Source organism: Acetobacterium paludosum (assembly GCF_008086595.1).
Taxonomy (GTDB): Bacteria; Bacillota; Clostridia; order Eubacteriales; family Eubacteriaceae; genus Acetobacterium; species Acetobacterium paludosum.
The window spans coordinates 206,582-232,179 of record NZ_RXYA01000005.1 but is presented as its reverse complement, the minus strand read 5'-3'; the positions used below and the strand labels follow the sequence as shown (position 1 = coordinate 232,179).

Sequence of the window (25,598 nt, the reverse complement as noted above, 5' to 3'; positions counted from 1 at the left end):
TATCCCAATTTTTATGATTATTATCTGCAAGTAGCTGTGTAAACTTTGGAACCGCCGTATACCGAACGGTACGTACGGTGGTGTGGGAGGTCGGCTGATCAATTAATGGTCAGCCTCCTACCCGATTATTTAACCGAATTTTAACCGATAGACAGAGCATTTTGTTTTTGAGCTGGATGATAGTATTCATCATTATTTGAGGATGTTTTAATTTTCGAGGTCTAATATTGAAATTGCAAAGCAAATTAAATAAATCTATTCTTCTTTTATTTATAAGCAACGGATCCCTATCAGGTTCGTTGCTTTTTTTGCATGAAAATTAGAATTGAACTTGATCGATTATTAGAGTATGCTATTGTTATCCAAGTTAGCCCCAAAAAAGTTGTCAAATTATGTGTTGTCAAGTTATTCCATATTTATGAAACATGAAGACGACTCGTCGGCTGGCTCGAAAATGATCGTGGCAACACAAGATAGAATAAGAGAGGACATGTTTTAAATGGAAAAATATATTGCTCTGATGCGTGGAGTAAATGTTGGTGGAAAAAATAAGGTATCGATGCCCGAATTAAAGGCACTATTTATGCAAAAAGGATTTGACGAAGTAGTAACATATATAAACAGTGGAAATATAATTTTCGCTAGTGATAATTTGGATGAGAAAAAAATAAAAGAAGACTGCGAAGCCTTAATTGAAAATAAGTTTCAAATAAATATCTCGATTTTTATCATCGCTGTTAGTGACTTGATGACTGCGCTTAATCATGCACCCTCATGGTGGGGACTAGACAAGGAGTCAAAGCATAATGCAATATTCATACTACCGCCGGCAACTGTGTTTGAAGTATTCGAAGAAGTTGGATCAATTAAGCCTGAATATGAAAAAGTTGATCATTATGGCCGGGTCGTTTTTTGGTCTGCGCCGATCAAAACTTTTTCAAGAACAAGGTGGTCAAAGGTGGTTGGCTCATCGGTGTACAGTAGCATAACGATTAGAAATGCAAACACAGTTAAAAAGTTATTGCAACTCGCAAGATAGTTTGTGGCAAAAAATAACCCTCTTATAGATATATAAATTTAAAAATAGTCAGAATTTTAAATATGAATATATTGACTTGACAGTAATTTTTCACGAAAAGATAATGTAGCTTCGTAGCGATAGTTCAAAATTGTTTATCAAATCGAAATGTTAAGTGATAATGATGGCAGCTAATTCTCAGCCACGAACAAAGCCCCTGACCGCTGTGTAAGAAGCGGTCAGGGGCTTTCTGAAGTTAGTTCTAAAACTTTATGTGAAATAAAACTACTATCCATTCAACAATGCTTGGAACAGGGTGCTCTTTGATTACTTAAGGCCACTCTGAGTTTTCATTGATAGTACCCCGTTTTGAAAACTCAAAATTACATTGGCTCCGTTATCGCCAGATCCTTCAAAGGTATACGCTTGAATATAACGGGTTTCGTTCCCCATATCTTCTTCATATCCGTATGATAAAGTCCCAGGACTACCAACGATCGCTACGACTTCGTCATAGGTCATGCCTTTTTTTAAGGTATCAAATTCAGCCAAAGTTATTTGAGGAGTGTTGTCCGGGACAACAATTTCTGGTTGTTGTTCAGTTACTGCTTGTTTAGCAGCTGTTGCTGCAAGCTGCGTGGTTGTTTTTGAATCGGTCATGTAACCGAATAATATCACTATCCAATATCCGAAAACAATGGTTAATATGATTTTGACGGCAAGATTGAACCGTTTGTTTAACCATAAAAATAAAATTCCAATCGGTGGAATAAATACCAAAAATAACATTACAAACCAAATTCTTTGGTAAAATGGTACTTTTATAGTTTCTTCCAAAAATAAGCGCCTTCCTTTTTTGATAATTTCATGTGAATGCCGTTTCGTTTAACGGACTCACTAACTTGATTATAGAACCTTTGCCGGATAAGTCAAGAAAAATATATCAAAAGATGGCATGGATATAACCCGATCAGAGCTTTACCGTGGACTATTGCGTTTTTTCAGATACGGGGTTTAGATCTTCTTTTTCAGTTGATCGCTGCCGACCGATTAAGACAAAGCAGATAGTGCCAACAATAATAAACCCTATCCCGCCGATGATTCCCGTGGCCATAGGTCCGATAAACGGACTTGTCTCGCCAATTGTGAAAAAGGCTGTAATACCGACGAAGCCGTTAAGGGAACCATGGGCCATGGCCGCCGGTAAAACACTTTTTGTTCTGATGGCGAGGTAGGAGAAAAAAGAACCGATGAACAGACAGAAAGCGATCATGGCTAAAATCCCACCCCAAGGGAAAAATGGATAGCCGGTTCCGTAATTATGACCCATCGCGATAATCGGGGCATGCCATAAACCCCAGATTGCACCAGAGATCACAATCGAAGTGCGGGCTGAGAACCGTTCCATCAATTTAGGCAGGAGATAGCCTCGCCAGCCAATTTCTTCGCCCAGTGTCGGGATAATGTTGAGCACCGGGCTTAAAAGCATCCCGGCGGCAAACTGGGCAATAAAAATAGTGCTCATCATTGAGGCGGTGGTATCGACCCCTTTGGCTTTGTAGAGCTCGGCCAAATTGCTCATGGTCGGATCGAAGTTGGCGGGGAAAATCAGATAATAGCATACAGCTCCCAGTATTATCAGCAGGGAAGGACCAAACCATCCCATCAGATAAAACCGAATGTGACCCTTGAAATGAGGCTTCAATCCAAACTCTTTAAATCCCTCTTTGGTAATGAGTCGGGTAAGGATAACGGAAATAGCGGGAATGAGCATCACGCCGGCCAGGATAAGAGTCAGATAAGGATTTGAATAGCCGCCATTAGCCATTAACGTGAACTCTACGCTCCATGTCAGTACAAATACAATTCCCAGAAAAACACCTAATCGTTTCATTGCTTGCCTCCTAAATTTTCTTTTAATTTGTTGACAATATTTTTATATTTGGGATCGTCTGCCAAACTGGCAAACACTGGATTTGAAAGGACACCTTCGATCATACTCTCTTTAATGAACTTATCACTACGTGGTGCGGAAGCACCCAATTCGAGATCTTCAAACCAATTTTCAATGGCATCAAAGTAGTCATCGCCGTGCAGGGAATAGGGAAAAAAGTCAGATACACACACATCGGCGTAACGCTGGAGCATAGCGAGCGCTTTTGCGGTTTGATTATTCAGACAGTAGACATGAGCGGCGACATAATAGACTTGCGCCATGGTATTGGGATGGAGGGAATCCAGGTTATAGAGCTCAGCAGTTCCCAGGGTGCGGCGCAGCGTTTCGTCCACTTTTTCCAGATGATCGGCATTCAACATCATATCGGACTGTGCCTCTGAGACAAGGAATAGCAAATGCTGATACATGCTGATCTGCACGACTTCTTTGGCTTTTTTTGTATTTCCCATCATCTGATAAGATTGGGCGATCATCTCTGTATCCTGTGGGATTGGACGGAGATCTTCTCCAAAAAGATCCAGCACCAGCTGGGGCTTTTGCGTCATGAGATAACAGGTGGCTTCAATAGTAACAGCTTCTTTCTTGATCCATACATCATCGCTTTCCGTTTTCACTCGTTGGCAGAGATCAAGTAATTCCTGAATGATCGCTTCCTGCAATTTTTTGTCAGGAGTCAGCATATGATGATTGAGAAGCAGTATTGCCATCTGAAGAAGCAGCGGAAAGCAGGAGTAGTATTTTTTGATAATAAATCGGCATTCCGCAATCACTTCAGCAAATGGCTGTTCGGCAAATTTTGAAGCAAGCTCGTGATAAAGGATTTTGATGTCTTCTTTGGTCATTTGTGGTGAATAACCGATGAGGTCGTCAATGCTGATGTTAAAATAAGCCGCAAGTTGTGGCAGATAGGTAATATCTGGATAACTTTGGCTGGTTTCCCATTTTGAAACCGATGCTTTGGTTACGCCGATATAGGCGGCCAGTTCTTCCTGGGTAATTCCTTTGGCTCTTCGTTTTGAAATTAGTGTTTTTGCAATATTTATTTCGTTCATTTCATCACCTCTAGGATTATTATACGGAGTTGTGAATAAAATGGCAATGGGCACATAGTTGATTTTAGTTGAATAAATCAACCATTAGGATACAACTGCTTTTCTATATGGTGTTCTTTTTAATTGGTAACTTAGTATGTTACAAGTGAATTTCTCAATGCTTTTTCAAAACGAAATGTTTACGTTTCCCATATAGGGTAAGGTCCTAAAGTCAATATTTTACTTGCTGCAGGCTCTAGAAGAATAGATTCTAGTTCTTCTGGAGGCAAGGGTTTATAGAAATAAAAACCTTGGACTTCATCACATCGTTGTTTGTTTAAAAAATCCAGTTGTAATTTATTTTCTACACCTTCAGCAATCACGTGGATGTCGAGACTTTTGGCAAGTTGAATGATGATCTTGGCAATAGCCTCATCTTTCGTGCTTTTAGCAAGACCGCGAACAAATTCGGCATCCATTTTGATACGGTCAATGGGAAGAGTTTTCAGGCGATTAAGAGAGGAATACTCAACACCAAAATCATCAATGGCAATGGTAACGCCCAGACTTTTCAAATCATTCATAACCTGATTCATATTAAAATTTCCTTTGAGAGCAACGCTTTCGGTAATCTCTAATTCAAGTATTTCCGGTTTAATACCTGTTTCAACAATGATCCGTTTCATTGTGCTGACAAGATTGTTATTGCGAAACTGTTCTCCGGAAAGGTTCACAGCCATACGAAGAGGAGGAATTCCCACGGCTTTCCAGGCCATGCTTTGTTGGCAGGCGGTCAGGAGCGCCCAATCGCCAATCGGGCCGATCAATCCCGCATGCTGTTCAGCTAAAGGAATAAAAGTTGCGGGGGAAATCGTTCCGAATTCAGGATGATGCCAGCGGATTAAGGCTTCAACGCCGATAATTTTATTTGTTTTAAGGCTTATTTGAGGCTGATAGAGCAATATCAGTTCATTACGTTCCAGTGCCCGGTACAGACAGTTGGTCAGCTTCATTTTTGTTAAAATATCTTCTTTCAAAATGGTTGTACATAGGGTGTATTTATTTTTGCCTTGTTCTTTGGATGCGTACATGGCCAGATCGGCGTTTTTTATAAGTGTGTCCGGGTCTTCTCCATCAACTGGATACAGTGCAACCCCGGCACTGGCGGTGATGAAAAATTCCTGGTTTTCTATTTCAAGTGGCTTTTCAAAGGAATCCATAATATTTTTAGTAATGTGATGAATGTTATTGGAAGCTGCAATATTGGGAAGCATAATTAGATATTCATCTCCGCCGAATCGGCAAACAGTGTCATATTTACGAATGCATTTTATCAGTCTCTGGGCAACTTTTTTTAAAAGCTCATCGCCGGCATCATGACCCATCGTATCATTCACTGATTTAAATGAATCCAAATCCAATAGGACTATCCCGATAAAAGTTTCGGTGCGGCTGGCTAAACTAATCTCTGATCTTAAGCGGTCTTTAAAAAGGGTTCGATTGGGAAGACCTGTCAAATTATCATAAAAAGCCATATATTTGATTTCTTTTTCAGCGGTTATTTTCGTCAGGGTGTCGGCCAGTATATTAGAAATGATTTGGAGCATTTTCGGATAGTCTCCAATCCATTCATGCTCGTTTTTGACAGCATCAAATCCTAAGAAACCAGTTAAATGTTCATTGTTTCTTATTGGAATTGATAAATAAGACTGGACCTGATACTTTTTAAAAAGTTCCTTTTCAATGCACGCTTCTAAGGGGAAGTCTTCAAGAGTGGTGATATACACCAACGGGTTTTGCATAATTTTGGAAATCCACCAGGGAATGGTATCTGTATGAATTATCTGGGCTTTATCAATGCCGGCTTTAATGGTGTCTTTGCGCCATTCGTGGGTGCAACTGACAGTTTTCATATCGGGAGAAAAAATAAACAGATTTGCACGATTTATCTGATACTGAGTGCTGCATAATTCCAGAAGATGCATGATTTTTTGATGATAATTTAATTCATTGGTGGTAATAAAGTCAGCGGAAATATCGGAAATCATTTTTTGAAATCGGACCTGCTTGTTATTTTCATCCAGTCGGTTAATAAAAACTTTATTGACATATACGGCTATGAGTAGAAAAAAGAGAGTGAGAATGATTCTGGCGAAATGGTCGGATGCATTTACTGAAACCATCGCTACCGGTTCTTTGAACCACACCCATACCAGAGTAAGAATCAACGCTGATCCCACTACAATCATATACCGATAATTGCGAAAAGGAATTAAAAGGATCAAAAACAGAAAAGGTATTGCCCATACCGTGATTCCGGCATAATCAATATATTTTAGGATAATGAGCGGTATGGTTAAAGTTAGAATAGTAACCAAGATGATGTTTTGGCTTTTATCTTTTATTTTCAAATGATAAATTATTTGTACTGCTAATCCCAACAAAACTAAAAAAACACTATAAAGTAGGCTGGATTCGAAATCAGTTTGAAGCATGAAATAGCTGATAACGAAATTGAGACTGCCACCAAGTAAATAGCACAGGGAAAGATATTCAAAAATATTTTTACGGTTGGTGCTGCTTAGAATACTGCCTTGCTGGGTTGGGACTGTTGAAATTTTAGGTTTCATGAGATCATAATAGCGAACGGAGTAAAAAATAGCGGCGATGGGAATGATGATGATCACTGGTGCTATCTGGGGTACTGCACCAGTGAGATTAGTGGTGAATATAATATCGGTGACAGATCCTAGAATTAATGCCGTTGCAAAGGATAGAAAGAGTAGGTGCGCTGATTTTTTGGCTTTTATATCACTTTTTAAACCCCAGTAGATAGTGAGCCCAATACTGACTAGAGTAAAGGTGATATAATATAAGTTGAAAAACAAGCTCCAAGTGCTGTTGCCGGTTTTGTTGATCCATCCGTAGATGGTATAATCCAGGTGATACTGATTGATGGCTATTGGTGTATAGAGGGTGAATACGAAAATATTGATTAGAGCCGGAAAATAAATTAATGGAGTTAGCCATTTTTTCTTCAGCCACTTTGTCTGATTGGTGAGGATGATGATAAAATGCAGTAAAAAGCTGAATATGGAACCCCAGCCAATGGCGGAAATTCGACGCCAGAGCAAAGCAGTGTTATAGTCTGGGGCTGAAGTGGAGATGGAAAAAGAAAATGACCAAATGGACAGGGTTATGCATATGGCAAAAAAAACGTATTTCCGATTGGTCTGAGCATCATTGTTTAACATATAAAAACCAAAGAAAATATAGATCATAAAAGAAAAATATAATATCAAGGAAAGAAATATCGGTAAGGTAATCATTATTCACCTCCATTATATATTTTTGCGATACACCACGTAATGATTTATTCCCTGAAAATTGAAAATTACTTGTTTTTTTTAATTTTATTGTTGTAATTAAGACAATGATTGAAAAATGGTAAAAGATAGGAAGGCGATAGCTGGGTAGTCTTGAGCATAAACAAAGCCCCCGGGTGCTGGATAAAAGCTGCCGGAGGCGATGAAAAAATTACTCACGAAATTATATTGATGATAGAGTGGGTTTAGAATTATAATAATTATCTTTATTGTTAAGATCGAATTGTATAAAAATTTATCTTCGTCTAAACAATTTTGTCACAAGTATTCCAATAATCAGAAGCAGTAAAGAGCCACCCAGCAGAATAATCGCTGACAGATTACTACTGATTATCTCCGTTAAGCTATTGGCGTTTGACAGCCCTTTTCCGCTGCCATTCATAGTCGGCGCTTGATTGGATGCACCAGTTGCATCAGCTGTGGCCGCAGCTGTTCCTGCGACGGCAGTTTCATTTGCTGGTGTAGTGCCGGTTGCAGCAGCGGCTGTTTCGCTTGTGGATACGTCTGTCTTTGCTGGATTTCCGCCAGTATCATTAGTTGGGGGATTCCCACCGGCGCCATTAGTTGGGGGATTACCACCAGCACCATTGGTTGGTGGATTCGCTCCAGCACCATTAGTTGTGGTTCCGGTTGTTTTGTTACTTGCAGTTTCTGTAGTTTTGGTATTTTCGGTAGTTGTTGCAGTTGCTGAGGTATCACTGCTAGCGGTTTTTTGCATATTCATACCGCCGCCCACAGTATTGGTCCCCATTGTTGAAATATCAATTGAACTGGCATCAATCAGGGTAGTCGGCTGTTCCGTTTGTTCCGTTGTTGTAGATGGAATGGTTCCGTCCAGTTGACCACTGACACTTTCTGCTCGAAGGGCACAGAATTCTTTTAATACCGCAACCCCATCCTGGTACTCTTGATAGGTACAAAATGCAGTGGGATCTGTTTCTACTGAAGATGATATAAGCGATGCGGCTGTATCAATAACCGCGGTATAATGACCGCTGTCAAAATAGTCTGTTATGAATTGATTATAGTATTGGTGATATAAACTCAGGTATTCTTCATTTGAAAGAAGCTCATTGAGCAGTGGTCTGTCCGCCAAGGTGGTGCCGGATACTGGGGTGTCAATGGGATAATTCACTAAAGTTGTTGCTTCATCCACCGTGCTGGCAGTTGTGGTTGCTGCTCCACCGCCCTGACCGCCACCACCACTGAAATTCATGAAGGCAAGGTTGTAATCCCAGGGAATAACAGATAGTTGGCCATTTACTTCACGAAGATAATAATTGTGCATCAAGCTGCCGGTATAGCTGTCGAAATTATCAACAAAACTGTGGACGACAAAGTATTTCAGCACTTCGTCCACATCCACCACATCGGCCAGATTTTCTCCTTCATTTAGCTGCTTAATGGAATTAATTAGTGTCTTCTTATCAGCTGTGGTGATATCAAAAATCGCACCGTTAAAAATATTTTCATAACTTGATAGCTGATCATCTGAATAGACTAACGCAACGTCAGTTTTGCTCATCATGCCGCCCATACCAGCCATCTGACTCATATCCGGCAGCGTAGCGATCTGAGTTTTATCAGCAGTCTGTGTTGTAGCGGTAGCCTGTGTCATTGCATCCGGCATTTGGGCCATATCCGCTGCCACTTCACCCATATCTCCAGCAGCATTATCGTTATTTTCCATGCTGTCCGGTTTATAGATATTGCCAGAGTCGGAACCATAATTTCTCTCCGCAAAGGCCTCATCAACACCTTCAACAGCTAGATAAAAACCAAAATATTCACCATTGATGGAAATACGGGTGAAGCTGGTAAGGGGAGCAGCTATCCCCATATAATTCATCATATCGTAGGTGAGGTAATCTTTTAAATAAGTGTTGTCTGATATAACGTTGTTTAGATTAAGCTTATCCAGACCATGATAGTTTTCGCCGTCGTTATATTGGTCGAAATCGACTTTTAAACTGTAGCGTTCTGAATCCAAAGATGTAACGCCAGAAAGCGATGAATTTCCTTTTGCCCGGATACCAACATTTTGAAGGGTTTCGCCATCAATCGTTATTGCACATTGTTGATAGTCTTTATCAGCAGCATTCGCCTGAAGATCATTCCAATCGCTATCACTGATTTCAATATTAATCGTATGCACCGTGCTGTCATCAAAAAGTTTTGTAGTATAGCTCAAATCTGCCGTTTTTGCGGTGATACCAAGTGTTTGGCCAAAAAAGATATAGATTATTGCAATAAGAATCGTCACGACACTAATGATAATGCAAATCTTATTGATATTTTTGTGATTTGCCAATTGTGTCACCTCTTTCAATTCATAAATTCGCCATTGTAGCTGACAAGTACGGCATGATTGACATCTTCTAAGTCGACAACATTATTAATAAAGTCGGTGTTATCATCTTTAAGACGAACTTCGATGTTCAGTTCAATGCCTTCTTTGGAAACAGTTTTATTTTTAATAATACTTTTGGTGACATTTGCATCAATAAAGCTTTTCACCTTGGCTTCAGCTTCTCGGTTATTGCAATTCACGACAATGATATAAGGCATATCCGTGGGTTTTTTATTAACAAAGATAAGAAGAATGAGCCCAATCATCACACTGCCGAAGACCGCAAGTGGAATCATTCCGGCAGCAATGACGATGCCGGAGGCAATGGACCAGAATAAAAAAGCAATATCAAGGGGTTCTTTGATGGCTGTTCTGAAGCGAACAATTGAAAGTGCACCAACCATTCCCAGGGAGAGCACCACATTACTTGTGACTGCGAGGATAACAAAGGTGGCAATCATCGTTAAAGCAATAAGGGTAATCCCAAAACCAGATGAGTACATAACACCTTTATAGGTTTTTTTATAGACAAGGTAGATAAAAACGCCGATTCCAAAAGCAAGTACCATTGCGATGATCATATCAATAACTGATACGGAAGTTACATTTTCTAAAAAATTTGATTTTAAAAGATCACTTATATTCATTCTTGAATTTCTCCTGTTTTTTTATTTTTTTATTACACTTAGCCGTATATTCTACTGGCTGCATATTTTGAAAAAGCAGTTTGGCGTCTGCTTTCCAATTGAACAATGTTTGAAATGATTTCCGGCAAAAAATTATCATATTTCACCTCCAGTAAGATCTGAGAATCTCCGGCGGTAATCATTGGCAGATTAGGGTTGAACATAGCAGTACTGAGAAGTCCGGTTCGAATATTTCGATCGATCGTGACGCGAACATTTCCCGTCTTAAAGACATAGGCCTCGCGGCTATAGTCAACAATAGATTTGGGTCTGAGTCCCTGCGATTTCATCTTCGTGTACAGTTCGACAATTAAGGGATAATTGCTTTCAGCCATCCATTCCGTATTGCAGTCAAGAATTGATTCAGCCTCTTCTTGTGTAATGGGGGCCAAGATCTTTGAACAGAGTGAGTTGATCTTGGTCTTTTTTTCAAGATTAACAAATGAAAAATCATTGTTGTAACATCGTATTCTAAATTTTTCCCGATGATTGATGCCATCAATTTTTTCATTTAAGACAGTATCTCTGAAATTATCAAAATACAAGCTGCGAATCTGATAGGCGCCATCTGTGTCGGTATGGTCGTCTTGTTTCATAATGGCTTTGAGCTTGCTTCGCAGCACAACATAATCCATATAATTGATGTAATGTTTATGTTCATGTCTGAATTTCAAGTTTTCACCTCCTAAGTTCTTAACATATATTTAACATGCTCTTTACATAGCCATAATAGTTTAGCAACCTTGAAAATATGTTGAAACTAAATAATTTAAGATAAATTTCAAGATTCATTCAATTTAAAATGATACAATTAAAAATAAGCAATGGTGAAATAATGTTGGTTTGAGATTGTAAAGTTCGGAATAAAGGATAATAATGCAGAGGAGGTGCTTTCAATATGAAAATATTACTGGTTGAAGATGAAAGTGGATTGGTGGAGGCACTTAAAGCGATATTTATAAAAGAAAATTATTCGGTCGATGCGGTGATGGACGGGGTCAGTGGTTTGGATAATGCCCTTACGGGTATTTATGACCTGATCATTCTGGATATTATGCTGCCGAAGAAAAATGGAATAGAAGTTTTAAAAGAGCTGCGAACATCCAAGCTGGAAACTCCGGTTTTAATGCTTACCGCGAAGGCCGAGCTGGAGGATAAAATTGAAGGGCTTGACAGCGGCGCAGATGATTATCTCACAAAACCTTTTCAAACAGGCGAACTATTGGCGAGGGTCCGTGCCATGACGAGACGAAAAGGGGAAATTACTGAGGATGACCGATCTTTTGGAGATTTGATTTTAAAAAGAAAGACCCGAGAACTTTACTGCGGTGGTGCTTCTGTGAAATTGGGCTTAAAAGAGTTCCTGTTAATTGAAACCTTGATGTTTAATACAAACCAAATTGTCACAAAAGAACGGTTAACCGAAAAAGTCTGGGGTTTTGATACCGAATCAGAATACAACAATGTTGAGGTCTATATTTCCTTTGTTCGAAAAAAAATTAATTTTGTTGATTCTATGGTTCAAATAAAAGTAAATAGGGGAATCGGATACTATTTGGAAATGGTGTAGAAATGATATGATAAAAAAGCTTAAATTTAAATTCGTCGCCACGATGATGGGCATATTGGCGGTTGTTTTCATATTGATTATTGGTTCCATTAATTATGTCAACTATAAATCAAACGATATGCAAAACATGGGGTTACTTAGATCACTGGTTGAAAATGATGGCGTCATGTCAAAAGATATTCCGATTACGCCAGGTTCAGCGAACCCGCAACCACCCAATCAGGATGAAACCCAAAAAACATTTACTGTCAAAATTGACAGTAATGCCAGTGTGTTCGAACTAAATGGAAGTACCGACCTTTCAACATTGTCGGAAGAAATGTCGGATCTTGTGGGGAATGTTTTGGAAAGCCGCGAAAAAACGGGATCAGTGAACGGCTATCGCTATTTGGTCATGGGAAAAAGCTATGGGAAAATCATCGGTTTTCTGGATCAGCGGATTTCTAATGGGATGACGGAGCGGTTGTTAATTACTTCCGTCACAATTGGCAGTCTCAGCCTATTGGTTTTTTTCTTTATCTCGCTGTTTCTGGTAGACATTATGATCAAGCCGGTCGGAGAAGCTTTTGAAAAGCAGAAACGATTTATTTCTGATGCCAGTCATGAGCTCAAAACACCTCTTTCGGTAATCAGTGTGAATGCTGATGTTCTTGAAAATGAGGTTGGTGAAAATAGATATCTCTCCTATATTCAATCCGAATCGATCCGCATGAATACATTGGTAAATGATCTCCTGACACTTGCAAGACTGGATGTTACGAAAAACAAGGGCGTTTTTGCTGAATTTAATTTAAGTAAAGCCGTTTTAAGCATGGCACTGACTTTTGAAAGCACTGCCTTTGAAGCAGGTAATGACTATCAGTTAAATATTGATGAAGGAATTATGTACATTGGAGAAGCTGAAAAAATAAAACAGGTCATTGCCATATTGATTGACAATGCGATTAAGCATGCCGATGAGGGGGGTCTAGTGAAGATTTCCGTAAAAAAACATGCCAATAGAATTCGTATGGAGGTATTCAACACCGGTCAGGGAATATCGGAAGACGAGAAAGAAAAAATATTTGAACGATTTTATCGAAGTGATGAATCCCGATCAAAACAGACGGGCGGCTACGGCCTTGGTCTGGCTATTGCCAAATCCATCGTTGCGGAACATAAAGGAAAAATATGGACTGAGAGTGCTAATAATGGAGTAAAATTTATTGTTTCTTTGTAATTGTTTGATGTCGTTCGATATAAAATGGAAAGTATATTGTTTGCATCAAGGCAAACAAAAAATGGACCTCAATTTGAGGTCCATTTTTGTTAGAGTCAATCAGTTATTTATATTTTTCCACCATTTCCATTACTTCCCAAAGAGATTTGCCGGATTCCTGAGCAATTTTCTTTACGTCCTCATATTCAGGCGTTTCACGGTGAATGTCGCCATGTTCAGCTATTTTCATTGTAACCTCGCCTAAAGGGGTGCTGATGTTCTTGAAATAGCGATGCATGCAGATGCGTTCCACCGGATATTTGCGAAGACCAAGGGTTGAGGTTTCCCGGAGAATGGTGTCTTCAATGCTGGAAAGCTTTGATTCTTCGCATAATACCGTCAGATGAATACCGGGACGGCTTTTCTTCATGTAAACCGGGGTGTAGAAAGCATCCAATGCTCCGTTTTTAAGTAGTCTTTCAAGTACATATCCAGCCATTTCCCCCGTCATGTCATCGACATTGGTTTCTACCACCATAATTTGGTTTGGTTCGCTTTTTCGGCCTTGAATAATGCGTAAGGCATTTAAAACACCAAAATCTTTTCCGCCAAATCCGTAACCGGTTTTTTCTGGAATAAAACTGGGGGTAGTGGGAGTATAGGTTCCCAGTTCAGCCAAAATGGCAACACCGGTTGGCGTCGCGGATTCACCGTCGATGCATTTAGAGTAAATTTCAAAGTTTGCATCACAGAGAATTTCGGTGGTGGCCGGAGCGGGTACCGGTAGAAGTCCATGAGCGCATCGCACCCATCCGCAGCCGACATTTATTTTTGAACCATAGATGATATCCGGTTTTAGCGCGTGGAAGCAAATAGCGGCGCCCACGATGTCGATAATGGAATCAAGGGCACCGACTTCATGAAAATGAACCTGTTCCACAGGAACATTGTGTACTTTTGCCTCGGCAACAGCAACCCGCCTGAAAATTGCCAGGGCGGTTTTTTTTACGTCATCTGAAAGGGATGAATTTGAAATGATGCGTTTGATATCTTCAAAATGGCGGTGATGATGACCATCTTCATTTAAAACAACATGACAGCGTGTGCCTGAAATACCCTTCTTCATGGTGGCTTCGGCGGCGATTTTAAAGCCGTCGATATTAAGCTTCTTTAGTTCGCTTTCCAAGAAAACCGGGTCGATTCCCAAGTCAATGAAAGCGCCTAAAACCATATCACCACTGATGCCGGAAAAACAATCAAAATATAAAACCTTCATTGGACAAACTCTCCTTTATTGGGCCGCGCCCTGATGCAAACAATTATAACTTATTGATCTTTGATGCCATACAGGCGGCACCGAAACCATTATCAATATTAACCACGCCAATACCGCTGGCGCAGGAGGTCAGCATTCCCAGCAATGCTGCGATACCGCCGAAGTTGGCACCGTAACCGATACTGGTGGGAACAGCGACAATCGGTTTGTCACAGAGTCCGCCGACAACGGACGCCAAAGCACCTTCCATTCCGGCAACGACAATAATTGTTTTGGCATGATTTATAATGGAGACATTATCTAAAAGCCGATGGATACCGGCAACACCCACATCATAAAGGCGTTTAACCTGATTTCCCATAACGGTAGCGGTGATGGCGGCTTCTTCGGCAACGGGAATATCAGCTGTACCAGCAGTGACAACGAGAATGTATCCTTCAGTCGTTTTGTATTCCTCACGCTTGACGACAACAGAGCGGGCTTCTTCATAATAGATGGCATCAGAAGTGACGGATTTTATAGCATCGAAAACATCACGATCCGCTCTTGAAGCGAGGATATTTCCGGTGGAGCGTTTCAGCATATTTTCGACAATCCCTTTGATCTGATCCAGGGTCTTTCCCGGACTGTAAATTACTTCAGGATAGCCATTCCTAAGTTCCCGGTGATGATCGACTTTGGCATAGGATAAATCTTCATAAGGGAGCGTCTTAAGCAATTCGAGTGCGGTGTTTATATCGCAATCCTGGTTTTTAACATCTTCCAATAATTTCGTTAATTGATCTACATTCATAATTATCTCCATAACTGCTGTTGATTCAGCTCAATATTTTAATCACAAAAATTTTAAATACTAACTGATTGATTGAATATAATCTGTCATTTCTTTTAGGGTTAAGTGACTGCGTAGGAGTTCCGGATTAATTGTTTTTCCATCGATCCTTTCTAACTGGCTAACCAAATCAATCAGCCCTAAAGAATCCCCGCCGAGATCAAAGACAAAATGACTGTCTGGGGAAATATTTGAAAGCGGTACTTTTAATATTCTCGACCAATATTCTGCCATTTCTCGATAGTCTCCTTCTAATGTGGTGGTTGATGGCGGCATCAGAGGAATGGATCGTTCCTGATACTCACCGTTTTCCCATCCGACTGACAAGGAAAGGCGATCGATCTTGCCGGATGGGGTTTGAGGAATAGTATCAATAAGGACTCCCCACTGAATGGGAATATTCCAGGAAGTCGCTATGGACCGACTGGCTGAGACCAGAGCATCTGGATTCATGGCATCACTAAAAAGAATCAGGCAATTCGATTGATTATCCTTATCCTTTCCTTGAATCAGGATAAGATTGATGTCTTCAGACAGCGTCTGTTTTCCGGTCTTTTCGAGGTCGGAAACTAGATAATTTTCACCGTTGACGATGATGATATCTTTGTAGCGGCCGAAAACCGTCAGCCAGCCATTCCGGAAGAATCCCAGATCACCGGTATTAAACCAGCCTTCAGCATCGATTGAAGCGAGCCCTTCATTGTTTTTGGCATAATAACCTTTCATGACATTGGTTCCCCGGATATGAATAAGTCCGAGATATTCATCATCAAGGATATTTTCCGAAAGATCCTTGATGACGACCTCATTGCATGCATCTAAAATGCCGACCGCAACTCGGTTGATGGTATCCTCATCGGGATCACAGAAGAATAGTTTTTCGCCAATGGCAATCCCGTTGCCCAGAAAATGATCCACTCGAAATTCAGCGCCATAAGGGGTATAGGCAACACCCATGGTTGTTTCGCTGAGTCCGTAAGCGGGCTTTAAGGTATTCTTTGTCCATCCCAACGGGGCAGCCTGGGATTCAAAGGTTGTGAGAGAAAGGGGATTGACATCTTCACCACCGCAAAAACAGATATAAACAGCGGATAGATCAACAGCCGTATTCGTTTTTATCCCGACTTTTAATAAGTGCTCAATTCCAAAAAGTGCAGCGCCGGTAACCGTGGCGGAAAAATCGGAAAGCTTTTCCAGCCAGAGGTTTGGGTTTTGAACAAACTGGATGGGACTCATTAGGTACTGCGGGAAATTATTGACGATGGGAACCAGGTGATAGCCGACAAAACCAAAGCAATGGGAAAGCGGAAGCCAGCTTAAATAACGCTCCGGAATGTTTTCGCGGACGATAATACTGCTTGCAATTCCGCCTTCGTAAAGATTTTTATAGGTCAGTACGGCACCTTTCGGATTGGATGAAGTACCGGAAGTCAATTGTATCATACCGGGGTCATTATCCTTAACTGAAGTGATAACCCCGGGGGGGGATTCGATCAAGGCCCGGTACATATGCATCGTATTCTCAAAGAGAGTCGTGATTCCCTCCAAGTCGGTGACCAGAAACGGCGATTCTAAAGATTCCAGGATACGATGAAGAGCTTGCCTGGATTTTTCGTCCTGGGCAATGGGCAGAATGGAGGGAACCATACCGCCCAGAATACCAGCCCAAAACGATGTAATTTGTGCTCGAATACTTTTTAGCTGGAAGACCAGAAGATCTCCCTTTTTAAGCCCTTGAGCCTGATATCCGCCAAGCACTTTCAGAGCATTTTCAAAAAGAACGGCATAGGTTTCGGTTAATTCCCGACCGTCTGCTTCAAGATAGGTGATGGTTTCATTACTGGTCTTTAGTTGAATAAAAGCGTCTTGAATATTCATCGAAGCCTCTCCTTATAAAGATACTGGTGATCGAGCAATTTGTTGCAATTCGAGCTTTGGCTAAATCATGGTGTAACCACCGTCAACGGAGATGGTCTGACCAATAATATAGTCGCTGCCTGGTGAGCAAAGGAAGGAGATGATGCCGAACAAATCTGCTTCAGTTCCCAATCGACCGGCAGGGGTGTTTTTGGTCGCTTCAGTTAAAGCATATTGGGGAAAATTCGATTTAGCCATGTCCGTTTCGACGATTCCCGGAGCAATGGCATTTACCTGGATATTAAGTCGGGCAGCTTCTCTTGCCAGAGCTTTGGTAAAGGCGATGACACCGCCTTTGGCGGCTGAATAATGGGTGAAGCCCAAGCCGCCGATTCGTCCGGCGACGGAAGCAATATTGATAATCTTGCCATGCTTCTGTTTCTCCAAAACTTTATAAACAGCATGGGTTGCAATGAATGTGCCATCGAGGTCGATGGTCATGACGGACCGCCAATCTGCTAAGGTCATGGCACTAAAGGTTTTAACCGGGAAAACGCCGGCATTGTTAATGAGAACATCAATCTTGCCATATTTTTCCATAACTGTTTCAACCATTGTTTTCACATCTTCTTCACGGGAAATATCACATTGAACGGCAAGGGAGTCGGTTGGAAGTTTGTCTGCCGCCGCTTGTGCGGTTTCGATGTACCGGCCAATAATAACGATCTTGGCACCTTCATTACTGAGGTATTCTGCAATTGAATAACCGATTCCGCGGGAGGAGCCAGTGATAATAACCACTTTATCTTGATGTATTCCAGACATAATCTTAACCTTCTATTTCGCCGATGATTTGACCGACCAGAATACGGTCGCCTTCTTCGGCTAGAAATGATGTGATTTTACCATCGGCAGGAGATTCCACATAGATGGATATCTTATCTGTTGCGGCTTCGGCAATATTGTCACCTTTTTTTACAGTATCTCCCACTCCAACTAACCATTGTCTTAAATTAATCTCTTCAGCGCCTTCAGCAAATTCGGGCATAATAATTTCGTATTTCATTATAATTCTCCTTAAACTTCATTAATTTTGTCAATTGTTTGTTTGCTTGTCTGAGTTCCAAACATGGCATCAAAGGCCAGAATAAACTGATCTCGTACTTCTGTCAGCGGCGGTGGCGTTAATCCGCATGCTTTCATCGAGGTCACACCCTTATCTTCAATACCGCAGGGAATAATGGTTGAAAAATGTTTGAGATTGGGATTAACATTAATCGAGATGCCATGAAGGGTAACACCATGGGAGATAGCTATTCCAAGTGCAGATATTTTGCAATCGTCTCTGGTATTCGGATCGTTCACCCAGACGCCGCTGAGCCCTTTTATTCGTTTGCCCGGTAAACCGTAGTTCCCCAAAAGGTTAATGACCACCTGTTCCAGGCAGCGGACATAATGATGGGCACCCTTGATGTATCGTTCAAAATGCAGAATCGGGGATACAATCAATTGTCCATTGCCGTGATAGGAGATATCTCCGCCACGGCTTACGGAAGTAAGCTTGATTCCCATAGCAGCTAATTCTTTTGGCGTGTACAAAAGGTTCTTTTCATGACTGCCGCGGCCCAGTGTGATGATGGGATCATTTTCCTGAAAAAGAAGGGTATCCGTCCAGTCAGCTTCTACACATTTTTGATGAATCTTTTCCTGGAGATTAAAGGCCTTTTCATAAGAAATCAAGCCAAGATCAATCCAACTCAAGTCCTTTTTCATTTACGAATCCTCCAGATGATACTGCTTTAATTTGCGATAAAGGGTACTTCGTGAGATACCCAGATACTCGGCAGCTTTTTTTCGCTCAGGAAAAAGCAGCAATGCTTTTTTTATGGTGCTAAGTTCAAGATCTTTCAAATCCACATTGGTATCATCAATCGGGGGTGATACACGGTTGACTTCTGTCAATTCTTCATTGATATTTGGTAGATAATTGGAAATAAAGTAGTCATCGATTCGATTGGTTTCGGTAAAATTTACCGCCTGTTCAATGGCATTTTTAAATTGTCTGACATTTCCCGGCCACTCATACTCCTGCATCGTTGCAATGGTTGAGGGGTGCAGAGGCTCAATGAATTTCCCACAGGTCCCAGTGATTTCATTAAGAAAGAAGTTTACCAAAACAGGGATATCTTTTTTTCGCTTGCGAAGCGGTGGAATATCGATTTGCAGAACATTGAGTCGGTAGTAAAGATCTTGTCGAAACTTTCCCTTTTTTACTTCTTCAGCAAGATTTTTATTAGTGGCAGCAATGATGCGCACATCAATCGGAATATCCTTTGATCCGCCGATTCGCTGAATATAACGTTCCTGTAAAACACGGAGAAGAACGGTTTGGGTGCCAAGTGGCATTTCTCCTATTTCATCTAAAAAGATGGTTCCATCTTTTGCCAATTCAAATTTGCCGATTTTACCATGCTTGCTAGCACCGGTAAAGGAACCTTCTTCATAACCAAAAAGAACACTTTCAATCAGAGATTCAGGAATTCCGGCGCAATTAATGGCGATGAAAGGTTTGTCCGATTGATTGGCATTATGAATAGCCTGGGCAAACATTTCTTTTCCGGTACCGCTTTCTCCCTGTAATAATACCGTGGAGGTACCTTTGGCGGCTATTTGAGAAAGATGAATGGATCGCAGGAGTTCAGAGCTTTCACCGATAATATCATCAAATGTAAACCGGGTTCCCTTTCTTTTGCTTTTTTCAGGAACTATCGATTTTATTTCGCCATCTTTGAGAGTTGCAACGGCTCCAACGATGGTACCGTTATCGCGTAGTATTAATTTACTATTGACAAGGCAATTAATTTTTTTGCTTTTAGTTACGATATGCTTTTCTTTTTCTTCAAATTGAGAAGACTGATGACCATTGCGTTCTAGAATAGTTTCGCCATCCATAATATCCAAAATATTTTTTCCATAAGACTCGAAAGTAGTTGTCTTAAGAATTTTAGCTCCATGAGAATTGATACCGATAATCTTTCCTTTTACATCCACCGCAACAACACCATCGGACATGGAGTCGATCAGAGTACTGAGATAATGATTCGTTAAATCAACCTTACGATTGGATTCTGCAACGCAAAGTTGTCGGGATATTGCCTTGGCACTTGCCACAACCATACCCAGGGTGTGGGGATAGGCCATCTCTTTAGGACCAGACATGTCAAGAATACCGAGCAATTTCCCGTTTTCATCTAGAATCGGAGCAGCTGAACAGGTTAAATCATGGTAGCATTCATAATAATGCTCTGCGCCGATAACCTGGATAGGCTGAAGAAGATTAATGGCCAAACCGGTTGCATTGGTCCCTGCCATGGCTTCATTCCAGATACTGCCTCGGACCAGATTTTTAGTAAAGGCTTCTTCAATAATCGATTGATCACAAATAAGTTCAAGGATGACTCCGTTCGGATCATTCAGAGTGGTTGAAAAGCCTGACTTGTTGACAAATTCCTGTAATTCTACCATAAAAGGAATACTGACATCTAAAAGTATCTTATTCTGTTCCAGACGCTTTTGAAAATTCGCTTCACTTACAGTCGGGGTTCGGTTTAATGCCCGAGGATCAATTCCTGCTTTTTGACAGCGTATCCAGGAATCCACAATGGGTTTTCGAATATAGTTTCCGATGATTCCATCATTTACAAAATCGTTCCAGGTTTTTTTTATCATATCAGCATCTGAATGAATTTTCAAAGCGTTCACACTCCTTTAAGTTTGATGAATAAGCTTTTTTTCAAGAAGATGATTGCATGAATTCAAACAGACATTGTATACACCAGGGGATGTTCCCCTGGCATATACAAATGAAATTTATTTCCCAGCCGCCAGTTTTTGAAGATCATTATTAAGCTGAGCAAAGATGTAAACTGGAGCACAGCCTGGATAATAGGTTACTGTTTTAGCAAGTGCTGCACCTTCTCGTACTTTATCAGCTGATGGGAAAAGTTCCCAGCAGTCACCGCAGATAAATACATTTTTATCTTTACAGAATTCTGGTTCGAAATTGGGAACCCCACCGGCAATAACAACGACTTCGCCATGTTTTTCCAGAAATTTTTTCATGTCAATACCACTGATTGCAAAAGAATCCAAAGCACCACGAACATTTACATGACAACCAGGACAAGTTTGCTGCATGGCACAGGTTAAACCGGCATACATGCCAATCGGATCGCCGCCGGGACGTTTGAAATGTTTCATAACGGATTCAATAGAATTGCCAACAACTTCAATTTTATTTAAATCTATTTCGCCCTGGCCTTCAGTACCGGCACACCGAATGGCGGGAATTTCCATCGGTTCAAAGCCCATAATTGAACAGGCCACAGAATCTACCGCAACGGTATCGGCGCCGGCAACAATCAGGTTCATTTCAATCGGTGTGCCGGCATGTGGTCCCTGGCCTTCCATACCAATTACAGCATCGACGATGACAAGATCGGCATGTCGAACGCGATACAAGTCAGCCATTTTCTGCCCTAATTCGATCCGATGAGCACCTTGTTGCTGTGCATCTGGATGACAGTTCGGGATAATCCCATTCCAGTTCTTAAGTCCCAGGGTGACGGTTCCGGCCAAATGTACTTTCATTTTGGGAAGGTTAATGACAACATCAGCATCCAGAAAAGGTTTAAAAACAGTAGCATGTTTAAATACTTTAGCGTCTTTAATTTCCACCGGAACGACATCTGTTTCATCAAAATAAATGACTTCATCAGCGCCACCCAGTTTAGCAGCTTCTTCCATTTTAGAATCTTTAAAGGCTGGTTTAGCACGACCAACATGCATTCCCAGGGAAGGATTATCGCCAACAATGACTTTTCCTGCTTTGGAGTTTTCTTTCACATAAGAAACAACAGCTTCGATGGTTCTTGGATCAACGACAGCAAAGCTTTCAGGGGGAGCCTGAAATGCGAGATTCGGTTTGATCAATACGGTGTCGCCTTCTTTAATGATAGTATCAAGGGAACCAATGGATAATTTAATTGCTTCAGCAACAGCAGCTTTTATTTTTTTGATGTCCTCTTCATAACGAACAAATTTGCCGCCCATGAATTCGGCATTGCCTTTAGGTTGTTCAACCTTTACAACGGATACGACTGGTTTACTCATGATAATCTCCTTTTTGGTACATTTACCATATATTTATCCAAATGCATGGATATATATATAAGAAAAGCAATTATCATGCCAAAAAAAGAAAACAGTAAAACGGCATTAAAACACCACTTTTAATAGTAGAAATGCTAAACAGACTGCGCCACGTGTCAAAAAGAGACGCGGTTGTGTGTTATTATAAGACATGACACACTTTATGTGTTTCAAAATGAGATTATTCTTGATTACATTATAATCGAATTATGGGGTATTCTACCAGAGTTATTTTTGATATAATACTTCAAAAGAGATTGAAAAAAATATTGTTAAGAAAAAGGAGGGAAAAATGCGTAAAATTTTAATATTAAATGGCAGTCATAAAAGTGATAAAAGTGATAAAAGCTTTACCATGAAAATAACTGAGAGTTTTTTGTCAGGTCTAGCTGAAAATGCAAAAGATTTTGAAATTGAGACCGTTCATTTAGCAGATCAAAATATCAGTGCCTGTACAGGATGCTTTTTCTGTTGGAGAACAACACCCGGTCAGTGTGTTATTCAAGATGATATGACTGAGCTTATAACCAAATATGAAGAGGCTGATATCATTATCTGGACAACCCCCCTTTATCATTGTGGAATTTCAAGTATTATGAAAAAATTTATGGAACGGACGACCCCATTATTATTACCGTTCATGGATCCAGAAGGCGGCGGTACTTATGGACGGCCTTTTCGGAATCCTGAAAAAATGAAGAATAAAAAGCATATTTTAATCAGTACTTGCGGTTTGCCGACAACTAAAAACAATTATGAAGGTGTTGTAGCACAATTCAACAATTTATTCGGAGCAGATAAATGGGAAAAAATACTATGCATTGAAGGTGAATTGCTCGGCATATCACAACTTGATAATCTCACGGTTCATTATCTTGATTTAGTCAGAATTGCGGGAAAAGAATACAGTGAGCATTTGAAAATTCCAGACAACATTCGTGAAGGTCTTGAAAAACCTTTTATAGAAATTCCTACCTATTTAAAAACAGCCAATCTGAGCTGGGGGGTTGATGATATCCGGATGAGAGATTTAGATGGCGGATTGATTGCCTGGACCTATATGAAACAGGTTCTGGCGGCATTTAATCCGAAGGTGCGCCCAGATCTGGACGCTGTTTTGCAAATCGACTTCACAGATCTTAAAGAACGATACCAATTGGTCGTAAAAAATAATGAATGTACATTGCTTAAAAATGATTTTAAGGACGAAACAGCCTCGATCAATCTAAATTTATCAACACTGGAACGGATATTTGAGGGAAAAATTGATGCGGCGCAAGCTCTAATCGAAAAAAAATATTCAGTTGTGGGAGACATGAATTTGTTAAATGCTTTTTTTGATGGGTTGTTTGGGAGTGTTGCACTTAATCCGGAAAAGAAAAAGAAGGTGGTTCCCATTAGTTTTAAAAACACACCTTATTGGTTTTTCCTGACAATCGTCCCGTGGATCGTTAGTTTGCTGTTTTTAGATTATAGTGCTTTATTTGGTATTGTCATTCCGCTGGTGATTTGTGGCATCTTATGTACCATAAAAAGAGGTGCTGATTTGGTCTATTTCGAAAAGGGGACACTTTTGTTGTTTTCACTATACACATTGATTTTCATGACTTTTGGAAAAAATTTCGATGGCAATACTTTTGCAATTATTGAATATTTTAGTCTTGCTTTAATCTGGCTGGTTTCACTATTGAAGACAGTTCCGTTAACGGCAGATTATTTGCATTTTTTTAATGGCAGAAATGCATTGAGAAATGCATTGTTTCTAAAAACAAACCGGATTTTAACTTTGGTCTGGTCTGGAATTTTCATTATTCAGGGCGTCATCACAATTTGGCTTAACACGACGTTTATGACATACTTAGCAGCCATTTTCCCACTTGCTTTACTGGTTCCGGGTGTTTTCTTTACCATGTGGTTTATCGAATGGTATCCGGAGCAGAGTGCAAAACCGGAATAACAAACAAAATATACTTAGGAGAAATAAAAAATGTTGACACTCGATAAAATCTATCATGCATCTTTTACATTGAAAAAATACATCCGTCCCACGGATTTAATTCATGCACCAAAAATCTGTCCGGACAGTGAGATCTATCTAAAAACGGAAAATTTGCAAATTACCGGATCTTTCAAAGTCCGTGGAGCATGCTATAAAATTTCACAGCTAACTGAAGAAGAAAGGTCCAAAGGGGTCATCGCCTGTTCGGCGGGAAATCATGCCCAGGGTGTTGCTATGGCGGCCGCCATCAATAATATCAAAGCGCTGATATGTCTGCCGGATGGAGCGCCTATTTCGAAGGTTGAAGCAACAAAGTCCTATGGTGCTGAGGTATGTTTGGTAGAAGGTGGCTATGATGAAGCTTATGCTAAAGCGCTGGAGCTTCAAGCAGAAAGGGGTTATACCTTTATTCATCCGTTTGATGATGATGATGTGATTGCCGGACAGGGAACCATCGGATTGGAGCTGCTTGAAAGCCTTCCGGATATGGATGCAGTGATTGTTCCGATTGGCGGGGGCGGACTTATATCGGGAATTGCCTATGTTATTAAGTCACTTAAGCCTGATGTGAAAGTTTACGGGGTTCAGGCTTCAGGAGCACCGAGTATGAAGACATCGCTAAAAGAGAAAAAAGTATGCTGCCTGTCACATGCCAACACCATCGCTGATGGGATTGCAGTAAAACAACCTGGGGAAATAACGTTTGATCTTTGCAGTAAGTATGTTGACGAAATTGTAACGGTCACGGAAGATGAAATTTCAACAGCCATCCTGACCCTGATTGAACAGCAAAAGCTGATTGCTGAAGGTGCGGGTGCGGTAGCAGTTGCGGCGGCCATGTTTGGCAAACTTCCGATTAAGGGAAAAAAAGTGGTATGCCTCATATCAGGGGGGAATATTGATGTTACCATTTTATCAAGGATTATAAAACGAGGACTGTTAACATCAGGGCGGTCCTGCTCACTTAATATTGAGTTGATTGATAAACCGGGACAATTAAAGGGCGTTTCTCAGATTATCGCAGATTGTGGGGGAAATGTAATTTCAATTCATCATGAACGTAGCAATGAAGGTTCAGATATTAATGGATGCTTCCTGCGTATTGAACTTGAGACCAGAAATTACGAGCATATTCTGGAAATCAGGAAGGCATTAACTGAGGGCGGATTTAAATTACAGGATTAATCATTCAGATTAGGGTATAATATAAATATAAAATTCAAATTA

The 25,598-nt window shown here is 40.5% G+C and carries 20 protein-coding genes; 5 read left to right on the top strand and 15 right to left on the bottom strand.

Going from position 1 to position 25,598, the window contains the following annotated elements; all coding sequences use genetic code 11:
* Positions 1 to 499: 499 nt before the first annotated feature.
* Positions 500 to 1,039, top strand: coding sequence for a DUF1697 domain-containing protein (locus tag FZC41_RS07430; protein WP_148566765.1), 540 nt, complete (start codon positions 500 to 502; stop codon positions 1,037 to 1,039).
* 306 nt (positions 1,040 to 1,345) lie between these two features.
* Here the strand turns inward: FZC41_RS07430 and FZC41_RS07425 are convergent, their stop codons facing one another.
* The 7 genes from FZC41_RS07425 to FZC41_RS07395 form a co-directional block, all read right to left on the bottom strand.
* The gene (locus FZC41_RS07425; protein WP_148566764.1) at positions 1,346 to 1,855 is read right to left on the bottom strand and encodes a DUF3862 domain-containing protein; all 510 of its coding nucleotides are present in this window, start codon (positions 1,853 to 1,855) and stop codon (positions 1,346 to 1,348) included.
* Between the two features lie 151 nt (positions 1,856 to 2,006).
* On the bottom strand, positions 2,007 to 2,912 hold the full coding sequence (locus FZC41_RS07420; RefSeq protein ID WP_148566763.1) for a CPBP family intramembrane glutamic endopeptidase: 906 nt from the start codon (positions 2,910 to 2,912) through the stop codon (positions 2,007 to 2,009).
* A complete protein-coding gene (locus FZC41_RS07415; RefSeq protein WP_148566762.1) occupies positions 2,909 to 4,027 on the bottom strand; it encodes a helix-turn-helix domain-containing protein in 1,119 nt (372 codons plus the stop codon). The genes FZC41_RS07420 and FZC41_RS07415 overlap by 4 nt, the downstream gene beginning before the upstream one ends.
* A gap of 179 nt (positions 4,028 to 4,206) precedes the next feature.
* On the bottom strand, positions 4,207 to 7,335 hold the full coding sequence (locus FZC41_RS07410; protein WP_148566761.1) for an EAL domain-containing protein: 3,129 nt from the start codon (positions 7,333 to 7,335) through the stop codon (positions 4,207 to 4,209).
* Positions 7,336 to 7,627: 292 nt separating this feature from the next.
* Positions 7,628 to 9,703 carry a CotH kinase family protein gene (locus tag FZC41_RS07405; RefSeq protein ID WP_170253896.1) on the bottom strand — a complete coding sequence of 692 codons (2,076 nt, stop codon included), beginning with the start codon at positions 9,701 to 9,703 and terminating at the stop codon, positions 7,628 to 7,630.
* A gap of 14 nt (positions 9,704 to 9,717) precedes the next feature.
* Entirely contained in the window at positions 9,718 to 10,389 is a 672-nt protein-coding gene (locus tag FZC41_RS07400; protein ID WP_148566759.1) for a DUF4956 domain-containing protein, read from the bottom strand.
* 38 nt (positions 10,390 to 10,427) lie between these two features.
* Entirely contained in the window at positions 10,428 to 11,102 is a 675-nt protein-coding gene (locus FZC41_RS07395) for a polyphosphate polymerase domain-containing protein (RefSeq protein ID WP_148566758.1), read from the bottom strand.
* A 224-nt stretch (positions 11,103 to 11,326) separates the two neighbouring features.
* On the opposite strand from FZC41_RS07395, the gene FZC41_RS07390 reads away from it, so the two are divergent.
* Positions 11,327 to 11,998, top strand: coding sequence for a response regulator transcription factor (locus tag FZC41_RS07390; RefSeq protein ID WP_148566757.1), 672 nt, complete (start codon positions 11,327 to 11,329; stop codon positions 11,996 to 11,998).
* 7 nt (positions 11,999 to 12,005) lie between these two features.
* Positions 12,006 to 13,217, top strand: a complete 1,212-nt coding sequence (locus FZC41_RS07385; protein WP_148566756.1) for a sensor histidine kinase — start codon at positions 12,006 to 12,008, stop codon at positions 13,215 to 13,217.
* A gap of 103 nt (positions 13,218 to 13,320) precedes the next feature.
* Here FZC41_RS07385 and larC read toward each other — a convergent pair whose 3' ends face one another.
* The 8 genes from larC to FZC41_RS07345 all read right to left on the bottom strand — a co-directional run bounded on the left by larC (position 13,321) and on the right by FZC41_RS07345 (position 22,333).
* A complete protein-coding gene (gene larC / locus FZC41_RS07380; protein ID WP_148566755.1) occupies positions 13,321 to 14,472 on the bottom strand; it encodes a nickel pincer cofactor biosynthesis protein LarC in 1,152 nt (383 codons plus the stop codon).
* A 43-nt stretch (positions 14,473 to 14,515) separates the two neighbouring features.
* A complete protein-coding gene (gene larB / locus FZC41_RS07375) occupies positions 14,516 to 15,265 on the bottom strand; it encodes a nickel pincer cofactor biosynthesis protein LarB (RefSeq protein ID WP_148566754.1) in 750 nt (249 codons plus the stop codon).
* Positions 15,266 to 15,325: 60 nt separating this feature from the next.
* Positions 15,326 to 17,182 (bottom strand): non-ribosomal peptide synthetase, encoded by a 1,857-nt coding sequence (locus FZC41_RS07370; protein ID WP_148566753.1) that lies wholly within the window; start codon positions 17,180 to 17,182, stop codon positions 15,326 to 15,328.
* A gap of 60 nt (positions 17,183 to 17,242) precedes the next feature.
* Positions 17,243 to 17,986 (bottom strand): SDR family NAD(P)-dependent oxidoreductase, encoded by a 744-nt coding sequence (locus FZC41_RS07365; protein WP_148566752.1) that lies wholly within the window; start codon positions 17,984 to 17,986, stop codon positions 17,243 to 17,245.
* A gap of 4 nt (positions 17,987 to 17,990) precedes the next feature.
* Complete coding sequence (locus tag FZC41_RS07360) at positions 17,991 to 18,227, bottom strand: biotin/lipoyl-containing protein (RefSeq protein WP_148566751.1); 237 nt, start codon at positions 18,225 to 18,227, stop codon at positions 17,991 to 17,993.
* A gap of 11 nt (positions 18,228 to 18,238) precedes the next feature.
* A complete protein-coding gene (lipB, locus tag FZC41_RS07355) occupies positions 18,239 to 18,934 on the bottom strand; it encodes a lipoyl(octanoyl) transferase LipB (protein ID WP_148566750.1) in 696 nt (231 codons plus the stop codon).
* Positions 18,935 to 20,914, bottom strand: a complete 1,980-nt coding sequence (locus tag FZC41_RS07350) for a sigma-54-dependent Fis family transcriptional regulator (protein WP_148566749.1) — start codon at positions 20,912 to 20,914, stop codon at positions 18,935 to 18,937.
* Positions 20,915 to 21,031: 117 nt separating this feature from the next.
* Positions 21,032 to 22,333, bottom strand: a complete 1,302-nt coding sequence (locus FZC41_RS07345) for a DUF362 domain-containing protein (RefSeq protein WP_148566748.1) — start codon at positions 22,331 to 22,333, stop codon at positions 21,032 to 21,034.
* A gap of 331 nt (positions 22,334 to 22,664) precedes the next feature.
* Between FZC41_RS07345 and FZC41_RS07340 the strand changes: the two genes are divergently transcribed.
* Together FZC41_RS07340 and ilvA are read left to right on the top strand one after the other, a co-directional pair.
* Positions 22,665 to 24,329, top strand: a complete 1,665-nt coding sequence (locus FZC41_RS07340; protein WP_148566747.1) for an NAD(P)H-dependent oxidoreductase — start codon at positions 22,665 to 22,667, stop codon at positions 24,327 to 24,329.
* A gap of 30 nt (positions 24,330 to 24,359) precedes the next feature.
* Entirely contained in the window at positions 24,360 to 25,556 is a 1,197-nt protein-coding gene (gene ilvA / locus FZC41_RS07335; RefSeq protein WP_148566746.1) for a threonine ammonia-lyase, read from the top strand.
* Positions 25,557 to 25,598: the final 42 nt, after the last annotated feature.

Excerpts from the sequence above, each read along its gene's own strand:
- FZC41_RS07365 (WP_148566752.1), bottom strand. The coding sequence starts at position 17,986 with ATGTCTGGAATACATCAAGATAAAGTGGTTATTATCACTGGCTCCTCC.
- FZC41_RS07410 (WP_148566761.1), bottom strand. The coding sequence starts at position 7,335 with ATGATTACCTTACCGATATTTCTTTCCTTGATATTATATTTTTCTTTT.
- FZC41_RS07340 (WP_148566747.1), top strand. The coding sequence starts at position 22,665 with ATGCGTAAAATTTTAATATTAAATGGCAGTCATAAAAGTGATAAAAGT.
- FZC41_RS07430 (WP_148566765.1), top strand. The coding sequence starts at position 500 with ATGGAAAAATATATTGCTCTGATGCGTGGAGTAAATGTTGGTGGAAAA.
- FZC41_RS07420 (WP_148566763.1), bottom strand. The coding sequence starts at position 2,912 with ATGAAACGATTAGGTGTTTTTCTGGGAATTGTATTTGTACTGACATGG.
- FZC41_RS07345 (WP_148566748.1), bottom strand. The coding sequence starts at position 22,333 with ATGAGTAAACCAGTCGTATCCGTTGTAAAGGTTGAACAACCTAAAGGC.
- FZC41_RS07400 (WP_148566759.1), bottom strand. The coding sequence starts at position 10,389 with ATGAATATAAGTGATCTTTTAAAATCAAATTTTTTAGAAAATGTAACT.
- FZC41_RS07360 (WP_148566751.1), bottom strand. The coding sequence starts at position 18,227 with ATGAAATACGAAATTATTATGCCCGAATTTGCTGAAGGCGCTGAAGAG.
- FZC41_RS07415 (WP_148566762.1), bottom strand. The coding sequence starts at position 4,027 with ATGAACGAAATAAATATTGCAAAAACACTAATTTCAAAACGAAGAGCC.
- larC (WP_148566755.1), bottom strand. The coding sequence starts at position 14,472 with ATGAAGGTTTTATATTTTGATTGTTTTTCCGGCATCAGTGGTGATATG.
- FZC41_RS07390 (WP_148566757.1), top strand. The coding sequence starts at position 11,327 with ATGAAAATATTACTGGTTGAAGATGAAAGTGGATTGGTGGAGGCACTT.
- FZC41_RS07370 (WP_148566753.1), bottom strand. The coding sequence starts at position 17,182 with ATGAATATTCAAGACGCTTTTATTCAACTAAAGACCAGTAATGAAACC.
- lipB (WP_148566750.1), bottom strand. The coding sequence starts at position 18,934 with ATGAAAAAGGACTTGAGTTGGATTGATCTTGGCTTGATTTCTTATGAA.
- FZC41_RS07385 (WP_148566756.1), top strand. The coding sequence starts at position 12,006 with ATGATAAAAAAGCTTAAATTTAAATTCGTCGCCACGATGATGGGCATA.
- ilvA (WP_148566746.1), top strand. The coding sequence starts at position 24,360 with ATGTTGACACTCGATAAAATCTATCATGCATCTTTTACATTGAAAAAA.
- larB (WP_148566754.1), bottom strand. The coding sequence starts at position 15,265 with ATGAATGTAGATCAATTAACGAAATTATTGGAAGATGTTAAAAACCAG.